Annotated in this window: 12 protein-coding genes; 3 read left to right on the top strand and 9 right to left on the bottom strand. The window is 72.3% G+C overall.

All coding sequences use genetic code 11. The features are described 5' to 3' along the window. The first annotated feature begins 152 nt into the window (after positions 1 to 152). Entirely contained in the window at positions 153 to 1,181 is a 1,029-nt protein-coding gene (locus tag J2S44_RS25230) for a 3-isopropylmalate dehydrogenase (RefSeq protein ID WP_310418729.1), read from the top strand. A gap of 131 nt (positions 1,182 to 1,312) precedes the next feature. Further along, a complete protein-coding gene (locus J2S44_RS25235; protein WP_310418732.1) occupies positions 1,313 to 2,410 on the top strand; it encodes a branched-chain amino acid aminotransferase in 1,098 nt (365 codons plus the stop codon). Between the two features lie 443 nt (positions 2,411 to 2,853). Here J2S44_RS25235 and J2S44_RS25240 read toward each other — a convergent pair whose 3' ends face one another. From J2S44_RS25240 to J2S44_RS25260, 5 genes are all read right to left on the bottom strand, one after another. Continuing rightward, positions 2,854 to 3,612, bottom strand: coding sequence for an SDR family NAD(P)-dependent oxidoreductase (locus tag J2S44_RS25240; protein WP_310418734.1), 759 nt, complete (start codon positions 3,610 to 3,612; stop codon positions 2,854 to 2,856). Between the two features lie 38 nt (positions 3,613 to 3,650). Beyond that, complete coding sequence (locus tag J2S44_RS25245) at positions 3,651 to 4,487, bottom strand: helix-turn-helix transcriptional regulator (protein ID WP_310418739.1); 837 nt, start codon at positions 4,485 to 4,487, stop codon at positions 3,651 to 3,653. Between the two features lie 123 nt (positions 4,488 to 4,610). Continuing rightward, complete coding sequence (locus tag J2S44_RS25250; RefSeq protein ID WP_310418742.1) at positions 4,611 to 5,348, bottom strand: tyrosine-protein phosphatase; 738 nt, start codon at positions 5,346 to 5,348, stop codon at positions 4,611 to 4,613. Between the two features lie 65 nt (positions 5,349 to 5,413). Next, entirely contained in the window at positions 5,414 to 5,875 is a 462-nt protein-coding gene (locus J2S44_RS25255; RefSeq protein ID WP_310418745.1) for a PRC-barrel domain-containing protein, read from the bottom strand. A gap of 69 nt (positions 5,876 to 5,944) precedes the next feature. Then, positions 5,945 to 6,418, bottom strand: coding sequence for a carboxymuconolactone decarboxylase family protein (locus J2S44_RS25260; protein ID WP_310418748.1), 474 nt, complete (start codon positions 6,416 to 6,418; stop codon positions 5,945 to 5,947). A gap of 242 nt (positions 6,419 to 6,660) precedes the next feature. On the opposite strand from J2S44_RS25260, the gene cimA reads away from it, so the two are divergent. Continuing rightward, positions 6,661 to 8,241 carry a citramalate synthase gene (gene cimA / locus J2S44_RS25265; protein ID WP_310418750.1) on the top strand — a complete coding sequence of 527 codons (1,581 nt, stop codon included), beginning with the start codon at positions 6,661 to 6,663 and terminating at the stop codon, positions 8,239 to 8,241. Between the two features lie 86 nt (positions 8,242 to 8,327). Here the strand turns inward: cimA and J2S44_RS25270 are convergent, their stop codons facing one another. The 4 genes from J2S44_RS25270 to J2S44_RS25285 form a co-directional block, all read right to left on the bottom strand. Next, positions 8,328 to 9,305 carry an endonuclease/exonuclease/phosphatase family protein gene (locus J2S44_RS25270; RefSeq protein ID WP_310418753.1) on the bottom strand — a complete coding sequence of 326 codons (978 nt, stop codon included), beginning with the start codon at positions 9,303 to 9,305 and terminating at the stop codon, positions 8,328 to 8,330. A gap of 165 nt (positions 9,306 to 9,470) precedes the next feature. Then, positions 9,471 to 9,827 carry a response regulator transcription factor gene (locus J2S44_RS25275; RefSeq protein WP_310418756.1) on the bottom strand — a complete coding sequence of 119 codons (357 nt, stop codon included), beginning with the start codon at positions 9,825 to 9,827 and terminating at the stop codon, positions 9,471 to 9,473. Positions 9,828 to 9,941: 114 nt separating this feature from the next. Next, positions 9,942 to 11,282 carry a M16 family metallopeptidase gene (locus J2S44_RS25280; protein WP_310418758.1) on the bottom strand — a complete coding sequence of 447 codons (1,341 nt, stop codon included), beginning with the start codon at positions 11,280 to 11,282 and terminating at the stop codon, positions 9,942 to 9,944. Next, positions 11,279 to 12,616 (bottom strand): M16 family metallopeptidase, encoded by a 1,338-nt coding sequence (locus tag J2S44_RS25285; protein ID WP_310418761.1) that lies wholly within the window; start codon positions 12,614 to 12,616, stop codon positions 11,279 to 11,281. The genes J2S44_RS25280 and J2S44_RS25285 overlap by 4 nt, the downstream gene beginning before the upstream one ends. Between the last annotated feature and the right edge of the window lie 84 nt (positions 12,617 to 12,700).

The raw sequence follows: 12,700 nt of genomic DNA on the forward strand, positions 1-12,700 counted from the left end.
TCACCGTAGGCGCGGCGTCTGAACCGCAGATGGCCGCCGGCTATTAGTTTCCTGTGTGTTACCGAACCGAAATGTGGGACGGGCGTACCGAACATCGGGACGGCAGCGTAGGGTCGGCACAGTTCACGACGGCGTGGTGAGGGAGTTCAGGCGTGGCACGGATCGCGGTGGTGGGCGGCGACGGCATCGGCCCGGAGGTCACCGGTCAGGCCGTCAAGGTCATCCAGGCCGTGCTCCCCGGCGTCGAGACCGTCGACTACGACCTCGGTGCCGCACGCTATCACCGTACCGGCGAGGTCTTTCCGGATTCGGTCCGTGACGAGCTGGCCGGGTTCGACGCCGTGCTGCTCGGTGCCGTCGGCGACCCGAGCGTGCCGCCGGGTGTGCTGGAGCGCGGGCTGCTGCTCAAGATGCGCTTCGACTTCGACCAGTACGTGAACCTGCGCCCGTCCAAGCTCTGGCCCGGCACCGCCGGCCCGCTCGGCGCGGTCAAGCCCGGCGAGATCGACTTCGTGGTGGTCCGCGAGGGCACCGAGGGTCTCTACGCCGGCGCCGGCGGCGTCCTGCACCGGAACACGCCCGCCGAGATCGCCACCGAGGAGAGCCTGAACACCCGGTTCGGCGTCGAGCGGGTCATCCGCGACGCGTTCGCCCGTGCGCAGCGCCGCGAGCGCCGCAAGGTCACGCTCGTGCACAAGACCAACGTGCTCACCCACGCCGGTGGCCTCTGGGCGCGCACGTTCGAGGCCGTCAAGGCCGACTTCCCGGACGTCACCACGGAGTACCAGCACGTCGACGCGGCCGCCATGTTCATGGTCACCGCGCCGTCGCGCTACGACGTGGTGGTGACCGACAACCTCTTCGGTGACATCCTCACCGACATCGCGGCGGCCGTCACCGGCGGCATCGGGCTCGCGGCCAGCGGCTGCATCAACCCGGAGCGCCGCTTCCCGTCCATGTTCGAGCCGGTGCACGGCTCGGCGCCGGACATCGCGGGCAAGGGCGTCGCCGACCCGGTCGCCGCCGTGCTCTCCGCGTCGCTGCTGCTCGACCACCTCGGGCACGCCGACGAGGCCGCGCGAGTAACCCAGGCGGTCGCGAGTGAGCTGGCCGCCCGCACTCCGGGGGCCCCGCTGCGCACCGCCGACGTCGGTGACCGGCTGGCCGCCGCTGCTTCCTGAGCGCGCTTCGTCCCATCCGGTCGCACCCGTAAGGCAGGGTCGGTCCGGATCAGTCCACGGCCCTGCGTATCCCCGTGAACGACCGTTCGGGGTAAGTTTCAGCAAACCGTGGATATGGAGGTTCCAGCGCTATGAGCGGTGGTGACAAGCTCGACTTCGAGATTCGCCCGAATGCCACCCCGGTAGCCGCCGCCGATCGCACCGCGCTCCTGGCGAACCCGGGCTTCGGTCGCATCTTCACCGACCACATGGTCACCGTGCGGTACGCGGAGGGCAAGGGCTGGTACGACGCCCGTGTCGAGGCCCGCGCGCCGATCCCGATGGACCCGGCCTCGGCCGTGCTGCACTACGCCCAGGAGATCTTCGAGGGCCTGAAGGCGTACAACACGGCCGACGGCGGCGTCTCGATGTTCCGTCCGGACGCGAACGCCCGCCGGTTCAACCTGTCCGCCGACCGGATGTCGATGCCCGGCCTGCCCGAGGCGGCGTTCGTCGACTCGCTGCGTGAGCTGATCACGATCGACCGGGACTGGATCCCGACCGACGCGGACGGCAGCCTCTACCTGCGCCCGTTCATGTACGCCAGCGAGGTCTTCCTCGGCGTCCGCCCGGCCCGGGAGTACCTCTACGTGGTCATCGCGTCCCCGGTCGGCGCGTACTTCTCCGGTGGCATCAAGCCGGTCACGGTGTGGGTCTCACCCGACTACACGCGCGCGGCTCCCGGCGGCACCGGCGCGGCCAAGTGCGGCGGCAACTACGCCGCGTCGCTCGCCGCGCAGGCCGAGGCGATCGAGGCCGGCTGCGACCAGGTCGTCTTCCTGGACGCGGTCGAGCAGAAGTACATCGACGAGCTCGGCGGCATGAACATCTTCTTCGTGTTCGACGACGGCACGCTCGTCACGCCGCCGCTGACCGGCACCATCCTCCCCGGCATCACCCGCGAGTCGGTCATCACGCTCGCCCGCGACGCCGGCCACGAGGTGGTCGAGCGCCCGATCAGCTTCGACGAGTGGCGCGCGGGCGCGGAGTCCGGCCGGATCCGGGAGACGTTCGCCTGCGGCACCGCCGCGGTCATCACCCCGATCGGCGAGGCCCGCTTCCCGTCCGGCTCCTTCACCGTCGGCGGTGGCGGCTCCGGCGAGGTCACCATGTCCCTGCGCCAGCGGCTGGTCGACATCCAGCGCGGTTCCGCCCCCGACACCCACGGCTGGATCCACAAGATCCTCTGAGCCGGTCCGCTCACCGAAGGGCGCTTCCGCCACCGAAGAAGCGCCCTTCGGGCTTTTCCGACATCGATCTTCCCGCTTCCGGCGGCTCCGGTCCCGCACGCTCCCGCGGGCACCGGTCGTCGCTGGCGCTCCTCCCTGCACGATCCGTGGCCGCCCGGACGGCACCGCCTCCGCCGCCCGCACCGCCCCGCCGGCCCCACCACTCCCGGCGTGTCTCGCGCCGGGCCGTGTCTCGCGCCGGGCCGTGTCTCGCGCCGAGCCGCGTCTCGCGCCGAGCCGGGTCTCGCGCCGGGCCGCGTCATCGGGCCTGTGCCGCTTCCTGCATCCGCGTCGTCTCGGCCCCACTCCGCGTTACCGGGCCACCTCGCGTACCGATATGTCGTATATATCGGGCAGAAGAGTCCTGGTGAGCCGCAGCAAACGTCCGGCGGCCGGGGGAGCGCTCAGATGAGCATGCCGCCGGAGGCCTCGATGCGCTGGGCGGTGACCCAGCCGGTGTCGCCGGTGAGCATGGCGACGACGACGCCGGTGATGTCCGCCGGGCGACCGATCCGGCCGCGGGCGGTCTGCCCGCCGATGTGCGCGCCGACCTGCTCGTCGAGCAGCGCGCCGCCGCCGAACTCGGTGGCGGTGGCGCCGATCGCGATGACGTTGGCGGAGATGCCGCGCGGCGCGACCTCCTTCGCCAGGTAGCGGGTGAAGACCTCGACCGCGCCCTTCATCGCGCCGTACGCCGAGTAGATGCCGTCACCGGTGAAGCGGGACAGCCCGGTGGAGAAGTTGAGGATCCGGCCGTTGTCCGCGATCAGCGGCAGCAGCTTCTGGGTCAGGAAGAAGACGCCGCGGAAGTGCACCGCGTAGACCTCGTCCACCATCTCGACCGTGGTGTCCGCGATCGTGGCTCCCGGGCCGGTCCCGGCGTTGTTGAGCAGGAAGTCGAAGTCGTCGCGTCCCCAGGTGGCGCGCAGCGTGTCGCGGACCGCGTCCGCGAACGCGTCGAACGCCGGCACCTCGCGCGTGTCCAGCGGGATCGCGACCGCGGTCCGGCCGAGGCCGCGCGCGGACGCGACGACCTCGTCGATCGCGTCCTTGGCGGGCGTGCGGTAGGTGAGGATCAGGTCGATGCCGGCCTCGGCCAGGGCGAGCGCGTAGGCACGGCCGAGACCGCGGTTGGCGCCGGTGATCAGGGCGATTGTGGACATGGTGGTCCCCTCGAACGTGTGGGATGCGGAAAGGAGGGTCAGAAGCGCTGGTCGCCGAGGACCGACAGCAGTTCGAGCTTCTCGTAGCTCGCACTGCCCGGCACCGCGGTGAACACCAGCAGCGTCTGCGACTGGCCGGGGTCGACCAGGGTCTGACAGTGCACCTCGATCACGCCGAGTTCCGGATGCATGATCCGCTTGGCGTCGAGGTGCGTGGCCGTGACGTCGTGCGCGGCCCAGATCTCGCGGAATTCGTCGCTGACCGCCAGCAGCGCGTCGACGATCTCCGCGGCGCGGGACCCGCGGCCGTCCCGGACGTACGCGGTGCGCAGCTGCGCCGTGAACACCCGCCCGTGCAGCGGGTGGTCCTCGACCGGATAGACGCGCCGGTACTCCGGGTCGGTGAACCAGCGGTAGACGGTCACCCGCGATCGCCCGGTCCACCGCGAGTCGTCACCGAGCAGCGCGATCGCGGGCCGGGTCTGCAGCAGCGTCTCGCCCAGCTCGTTCAACACGATCGCCGGGGTGTCGGTCAGCCGGTCCAGGATCCGCATCAGGCCGGGCGCGACGTGGTCGGTGTGCGCGGTCCGGCGCGGTGTCGCGTGCCCGGCCAGCCGGAACAGGTGGTCGCGTTCGTCCAGCGAGAGCCGCATGCCGCGGGAGATCGCGGCCAGCATGTCCTCCGACGGCAGCGGCCCGCGCTGCTGCTCGATCCGCGCGTAGTAGTCCGCCGACATCCCGCAGAGCGCCGCCACCTCCTCCCGCCGGAGGCCGCCGGTCCGCCGCCGCGGCCCGCGCTGCAACCCGACGTCCTCCGGCTGCAGCGCGTCCCGCCGAGTCCGGAGGAAGTCGGCCAGTTGCGCGCGATCTGTCATGCCTCAAGCTTGGCCCCGTTCCACCCCCGGATGAAGGGCTCGGGTATCCGCGGACTACCTGTCTGTGGATATCCCTCTGCTACCGACGCCGACGGGCCGGGGCGGGCGGGGCGCGCGGGCCGGTCAGGCGCTGAGGAGGTGGGCGCGCATGGCGGCGATGCTGTCCGGGGTGACGCCGGCGTGCCGGGCGTACGCCTCGACGGAGCCGTACTTCTCGCGGAGCTCGGTGAGGAAGGTGGCGATCGTCTCGGGCTCGGAGCCGAAGAACGGCGTGGGGTACGCCCCGGTGCCGGCCCAGGTCGACTGCACGTAGGCGGAGAACCGGGCCGAGGCCTCGGTGCTGAGCGCGTAGTCGGCGATGATGTCGTCGTCGGAGACGCCGAGCAGGCCGAGCGTGAGCGCGACCGTGATGCCGGTCCGGTCCTTGCCGGCCACGCAGTGGACGACCACCGGCGCGGCCGACTCGGAGGCGATCAGCGTGAGCGCCTCGGCCCAGCCGGCCGCGCCGGTCTCGGCCATGTCCCGGTAGCGGTCGGCCATCCAGCGAGCGTTCGTCAGTCCGCTGCCCTCGAACGGCGTGTCGTCCCACTCCGCGTGCTCCGGGTGGATGTGGTGGTAGTCGAGGCCGAAGTGCTCGGGCACCCGGCCGTCCCGGGTGATCTCGTGCGGGCGGCGGAGGTCGATGACGGATCGCACGCCCAGCTCGCGGAACGCGGCCTCGTCCGCGGCGTCCAGCCGGTGCAGGGAATCGGACCGGAACAGCCGGCGCCAGCGGACCGTGCGGCCGTCCAGCCCGGGGTAGCCGCCGACGTCACGGAAGTTGAAGGTGGCCGAGAACGGGTAGCTGCGCGTCGTCTCCACCCGCGGAAGAATAACGGCCGGTGGAGCTGCAGCTCCACCGGCCGTTCGCTGATCGCGGACCGCCGTCAGGCGCGCGGCGGTGCGATCTGACTCGGCGTGGTGTACGAGTCGCCGTAGTAGCTACCGATCTTGTCGCGGTAGACCGGGTCGCCGTGCCGTTCCTCGTCGAACTCCGGAGCGGACTTGATCTGCTCCTTCGTGCGGTCCACGTAGACCTTGTGGTCGTCGTGGTCCACGTTGTTGACGACGCCGGCCGGCAGCAGGACCTTCTTACCGAAGATCCACGGCCCGGTGTCGACGACCAGGTAACCGGCGCCGACCTCGGTGGAGGCGGAGTCGACCTTGCCGATGTGACCGTCGGTGGCCTCGACCCGGTAACCGGCCAGGGCCGCGCCGGTCACGCCGGAGTCCTCCCGGTAGTCCCACGCGGACCAGCCCGTGGGCCGGCTCTGCGACAGGTCCGCCGGGTCCGGCGTCCGGAAGGTGTCCCGCGACTCGTACGGAGTCTGAGGCGTAGGGCCAGTCATGATGGCTTTCCTCCTCTGTGTAGACCCTCGTGCTCTGTCATCCATCGACATACCCGAGTTCGTGCGGAACTAACCGGCCGCGTCGAGCGTGACCGCGGCCGCGTGCACCACCGCGGCGATCCGCAGCGCCTCGTGCACCGCGCCGGCGTCCAGCCCCGCACGGCGTACCCCCTGGTCATGGTTCTGCAGGCAGACGGCGCAGCCGGCGATCGCGGACACCGCGAGGCACCACAACTCGAAGTCGGCCTTGGTGACGCCGGCCGCGGCCAGCACGGGCGAGGTGATCGCGCGCATGCGCAGGCCGGCCGGATGCCGCGGGCCGCCGATCATGTGCTGCGCCCGGTAGAACACGTTGTTCATCGCCATGATCGAGGCGGCCGCGCGCGCCTGCTCCACCGCCGGTGCGGGCAGCCGGAGGGACGCCTCCGCCGTGAACACCCGGATCACGTCCGGTTGCCGGGCGGCGATCGCGCACGCCAGCGCCGCGCCCCACGCCTGCGCGTCGGTCAGCGGCGTCTCCAGCAGCACGCGGCCGAGATTCACCCGCAGATCATCGGCGTACGGCGGAAGAGCTTCTCGCAGCTCAGAGAGATTCACCCTGAAGGTCCGTCCCGGATTGTGGGTTTCTGCCACCGAGGAGTGGACAACGGTGGCAAGCTTTGGCTCGTGACTTCCCTGATTATTGGCACCTAGCGCACCGGCATCCCCTCGCCGAGTGCGCAGACCTCCCGCGACCGCGGGGGGTCTTTTTGTTGGTGTTGACAAACCCAGAAGAAGGTATCGCCATGGACTACCAGGTGTTCGACACGACGCTCCGCGACGGCGCGCAGCGCGAGGGGATCAGCTTCTCGGTCGCGGACAAGCTCGCGGTCGCGCGGCTGCTCGACGAGTTCGGCGTCGGCTTCATCGAGGGCGGCTGGCCGGGTGCGATGCCCAAGGACACCGAGTTCTTCCGCCGCGCCCGCACCGAGCTCGACCTCAGGCACGCGCAGCTGGTCGCGTTCGGCGCGACCCGCAAGGCCGGCGTCGACGTCGCGGACGACCCGCAGATCGCGGCGCTGCTCGACTCCGAGGCGCCGGTCGTCTGCCTGGTCGCGAAGTCGGACATCCGGCACGTCGAGCGCGCGCTGCGCACCACCGGCGACGAGAACCTGGCGATGGTCCGGGACAGCGTCGCGCACGTCCGCGCGCACGGCCGCCGCGTCTTCATCGACTGCGAGCACTTCTTCGACGGTTTCCGGCACGACCCGGACTACACCGCGTCCGTGGTCCGCGCCGCGCTGGACGCCGGCGCCGAGCGCGTGGTCATGTGCGACACGAACGGCGGCATGCTCCCGTCCCGGATCACCGCCGCGATCGAGGACCTGACCGCGCGGCTCGGGATCTCGCCCGAGGTCCTCGGCATCCACTGCCAGAACGACACCTCCTGCGCGGTCGCGAACACGATCGCCGCGGTCGAGGCCGGCGTGAAGCACTTCCAGTGCACCGCCAACGGCTACGGCGAGCGTCCCGGCAACGCGGACCTGTTCGCCGTCGTCAGCAACCTGCAACTGAAGCTCGGGCTCCCGGTCCTACCGGACGGGTGCCTGGAGAAGGCGGTGCGCGTCGCGCACGGCATCGCCGAGATCGCCAACATCGCCCCCGACACCCACCAGGCCTACGTCGGGGCCGCGGCCTTCGCCCACAAGGCGGGACTGCACGCGAGCGCGATCAAGGTCGACCCGGTGCTCTACAACCACGTGGATCCCGCGGTCGTCGGCAACGACATGCGCATCCTGGTGACCGAGATGGCCGGCCGGGCCAGCATCGAGCTCAAGGCCAAGGAGCTCGGTGTCGACCTGGCCGGCCAGCCGGAGGCGCTGTCCCGGGTCACCAAGCGGGTCAAGGAGCTGGAGGCGGACGGCTGGAGCTTCGAGGCCGCGGACGCGTCGTTCGAGCTGCTGGTCCGCTCCGAGCTGCCGGGCGCCGAGCCGGTCCGGCCGTTCGCGCTGGAGTCGTACCGGGTGATCGTCGAGCATCGCGAGGACGGCGCGGTCGTCTCCGAGGCCACGGTCAAGGTCCGGGTCGGTGAGCAGCGCGTGATCGCCACCGCCGAGGGCAACGGCCCGGTCAACGCGCTCGACGAGGCGCTGCGGCAGTCGCTGTCCGCGCACTACCCGGCGCTGGCCACGTTCGAGCTGGCCGACTACAAGGTCCGGATCCTGGAGGGCTCGCACGGCACCTCCGCGGTCACCCGCGTCCTGGTCGGCACGAAGGCCGCCACCGACGGCGGCTGGACCACGGTCGGCGTCCACGAGAACGTCGTCGAGGCCTCCTGGCACGCCCTGGTCGACGCGCTCACCTACGGCGTCGACCACGGGGCCTGACGAACCTTCCACACCCGTCCGCCCGCGCCCGGCACGCACCCGCGCGGCTCCCGCCGAGATCCGGCGGGAGCCGCGCCGTACGGGCGTCATGCCGGGCGGGGGAGCCGGAGCGTGGCGAGGACCGGGCGGTGGTCGGAGCCGGGGAGGCGCAGCACCGCCAGCGACTCGACGCGGATGCGTGCGTCCGCGAGCACGTGGTCGAGCTGGACCGGCGGGATCGGGTCGCCGTCGTACGGGCCCCAGGTGCCGAGCAGGCCCCGGCCGGTCGCGTCGGCCGCGTCCCGGTAACCGGAGGCGACCAGCGCGCGCAGCGGCGAGTGGTCCAGCGTGGAGTTGAAGTCGCCGAGCAGCAGCCGCACCGGGCCGTCCGGCGTGGCGCGGGGCAGGTTGCCCAGATCCTCGCGCCAGTCGTCCAGCACCGGCATGCCCCACGGCGCCATCGGGTGCACGGACTCGGCCAGCACCGGCGCCGCGCCCGGCACGTTCACCGTCCCGTACGCCTGGGTGAACTGCGACGAGTGCACGCGCACGCCCACGTCGGTGAGCGGATAGCGGGAGTAGAGCGCGGACCCGGCCGCCGAGTCGATCGGGTGCAACTGCCGGTACGGCAGGTCGGTGCCCAGCCCGCGCGCGTCCAGCGCGGCCCCGACCGCGCCGGTGAACTCCTGGATCGCCAGCACGTCCACGTCGTGCTCGCGGACCAGCGCGACCAGCGCGTCCGGCTCCGCACCACCGCCGAGCACGTTCGCGGTCAGCACGCGCAGCATCGGCCCGTCGGCCGCGCCCCGGTCGGCGTCCGGCACCGCGCGCGGCAGCACCATCACGGTCAGCACGGCCGCGGCCAGCACCGCGAGCACGGCCGGCGGCCAGCGGCGCAGGGCCAGCGTGACCAGGGCGACGACGAGCGCGGCACCGGTGACGTACGGCGTGAACGCGATCAGCTGGATGACCGGCCCGTAGTCCAGGCCGAGGCCGCGCACCAGTGCCCACACCGCGAACGGGGCCGCGGCCACCCAGCAGATCGTGGTCAGCGGGCGGCTTCGCCGGGAAAGATCCACACTCACGCCGGGGACGCTATCGGCATCGCCCGCCTCACCGCCAGGAAATGCCGGGTGCGTCATCCGACGCAACACCCGCACCGCCCACCGACGTCGGCGCGGCCCGCCGCCCGGCACCGCGTCTCCGCCGCCGGCACAGCGCCTCCGCGGCGGCGGCGCGGACGACCGTGTTCAGCCGGCCAGCGCGCGCACCCGGGCCACCAGGTCGGCCAGTGCGAACGGCTTGGCCAGGAACGCGGCCTCGCCCAGCCGCTGGTCCGGATCGGGTCGCGCGGTCAGGAACAGCACCGCCGGCGGCGGGTCCGACGCGCGCATCTCGTCCGCCACGTCGAACCCGCTCCGGCCCGGCATCGCCATGTCCAGCACCACCACGTCCGGGTGCGTGGTCGCGGCCGCCCGCACGGCACGCGCACCGTCCGGCGCGGTGACGACCTCGAAACCGGCCGCGCGCAGCGTCATCGACAGCAACTGCCGGACGTTCGCGTCATCATCAGCAACAAGGACTCGCCCGGCCCTCTCCCCGCCCATGCCCCGGACCTTGCCAAACGAGGCTGCGCTTGTGGTGAAGCCATGCTGTGAGACGTCTGTGAGCCACCCGCCAAAAGGGTGGGAACCGGACATGGCCCCCACCCTTCGGGTGACTCAGGCGTCGACGACCTCACCCAGACCGGTGGCGACCAGGTCGTCGCGGATCAGCGCCGCGTCGCCCTCGACCACCATGGTCAGCCCCTCCGGGTGCAGGTGGGCGGCCGCGGCCGCGGACACCTCGTCCACGGTGGCGGACAGCAGCGACTCGCGCAGCAGCGGGTAGTGGTCGTCCGGCAGCCCGTGCACGACCAGCGTGGTCAGCGCGCCCGCGATCGCGCCCGGCGTCTGCATCTCCACCGACAGCTGCCCGGCCCGCCAGGCGCGCGCCACCGCCAGCTCGTCCTCGGTGACGCCGCCGGCCTGGGTGCGGGACAGCTCGCCGATCGTGTCGACCAGCGCCGGTGCGGTGAACTTCGTCTGCACGCCCGCGCTGATCAGCAGCCGGCCGAAGCGCCGGGCCAGCCCGAAGTCACCGCGGATGCCGTACGTGTAGCCCCGCACCTCCCGGATCAGGTGGTTGAGCCGGGACGTGAACGCGCCGCCGAGCACCGTGCCGGTGAGCGTCATCGGCACGTAGTCCGGGTGCGCCCGGTGCGGTGCCCGGTGGCCGAGCCGCAGCGTGGACTGCACCGACCCGGGCCGGTCCACCAGCAGGATCCGCCGTGAGCCCGGGACCGGCACGTCCAGCGGCCCGTCCGCCTCCAGCGCGCCCGGTGCGGTGCCGGCGAACGCGATCGCGGCCAGCGCGTCCAGGTCCAGCACGTCCAGGTCACCGACCACGATCAGCACGCCGGGCCGGGTCAGCCAGCCGCGGTGGAACGCGAGCACGTCGTCCACGGACACCGCCGCGACCGACTCCGGGTCGCCGTGCAGTGGCCGGCCGTAGCGGGTGTCCGCGCCGAACAGCGCGGCCCGCAGCGCCGCGTCCGCGCGCGGCCCGGGCGAGGCCCAGTCCATCTTCAGGCCGGTGACCTCGTCGTCGCGGACCCGCTCCACGTCCTCCGGGCGCAGCGCGGGCGTCCGGGCCGCCTCCGCGACCAGTTCCAGCGCACGCGGCAGCAGGTGCGCGGGCGCGGACGTGCCGACCAGGAACGTGTCCCAGTCGGCCGACGTGGACAGCTCCGCGCCGAGCCCTTCCAGCGCCAGCGCGTACCCGGTGGCGTCCCGCGCCGCGGTGCCCTCCTCCAGCGCCTTCGCCACCACGGACGCGAGACCCTCGCGGCCGGCCGGCTCGTGCCCGGCACCGCCGTCGAGCAGCAGCGTCGCGACGGAGAGCGCCTGACCGGGCAGGTGTGCGGCGATCACCCGGCCGCCGGCGACGTCCCGCCGGACGATCCGCGGGAACGCGTACGGCCGGGGCGCGCCGGTCCCGGGACGTTCGGAAACCAGCGTCACTTGTCGTTCTCCTCTGCAGAATCCGAAGCGCTCTCCGACGGCAGGTAGATCAGCGTGACTCGGCTCTGCGCGGTCAGCGTGGCGGCCGCGGCGGCCAGCTCGTCCCGCGTGACGGAGAGCCAGGACGGCAGCTGGTCACCGGTCCGCGCCGGGTCGCCGAGCTGCGTGGCGTACCGCCCGAGCAGGTCGGACCGCCCGCCCGCGGTCGAGACCTGCCGCCACCACTGCGTGGTGAGCAGCGCCTTCGCCCGCTCGATCTCCTCGTCCGTGATGTCACCGGCGGCCAGCTCGTCCAGCACGCCGGTCAGGCCGGCCTCCAGGGCGTCCGGGTCCACGCCGTCCTTCGCGGTGGCCGAGATGATCAGCGGCGCGGGCGCGTAGGCGAGGTCCACGCCGTACGCGCCGATGTTGTCCGGCTGGGCGAGCCGCGCCTCGTCCACCAGCCGGCGGTAGAGGCGGCTGCCCCGGCCGTTGCCGAGGATTCCGGCCAGCACGGTGACCACGTCGTACTCCCGGGTGCCGAACGGCGCGGTCCGGTGCGACAGATAGAACCGCGGCGCCGGTACGTCCGCGTGCACGACCTCGCGGGCCGGTGCCGTCAGGCCGCCGGGCAGTGCGGAGTCCGGCGGCGGGGGGACCGCGCCGGACTCGATCGCGCCGAAGTACTTCTCCGCGAACGCGAAGACCTCGGCCGGGGTGGTGTCGCCGACCACGGTCAGCACCGCGTTGTTCGGCCGGTAGTAGGTGGTGTGGAACGCCTGGAACGTGGCCAGGTCCGCCGCGTTCAGGTCCTCCATCGAGCCGATCGTGGAGTGGTGGTACGGGTGCCCCGCCGGGTACAGCAGCGGCAGCAGGCGCAGCCACGCGTCGCCGTACGGCACGTTCTCGTACCGCTGGCGTCGCTCGTTCTTCACCACCTCGCGCTGGTTGTCCAGCGTCTCCTGGGTGAGCGCCGGCACCAGCCCGCCCATCCGGTCCGCCTCCAGCCAGAGCGCGAGCTCCAGATGTTCGGCCGGCACGGTCTCGAAGTAGTTGGTCCGGTCCGGGTTCGTGGTCGCGTTCAGCGAGCCGCCGGAACCCTGGATCAGCTTCATGTGCTCGGTCTTCGCCACATGCGCGGACCCCTCGAACATCAGGTGCTCGAAGAGGTGCGCGAAGCCGGTCTGGCCGTCCGGTTCGTGGCGGGATCCGACGTCGTACCAGAGGTTCACGGCGACGACGGGTGCGGACCGGTCCGCACTGACGACCACCCGCAGACCGTTCTCCAGCGTGGTGGTCTCGATGGGCCACGGATACCCGGTGGTGGTCCCACCGGGCGCGTTTGCAGACGGCACGCAGCCTCCCTCTCAAGTCGGGGCAGGCTTCCCAGTATTCACCGCCGCCGCGGGGAGGAGGGGATCAACCGCCGGGGGTACGCG

Origin of the sequence: Catenuloplanes niger (genome assembly GCF_031458255.1) — a bacterium.
Lineage (GTDB): Bacteria > Actinomycetota > Actinomycetes > Mycobacteriales > Micromonosporaceae > Catenuloplanes > Catenuloplanes niger.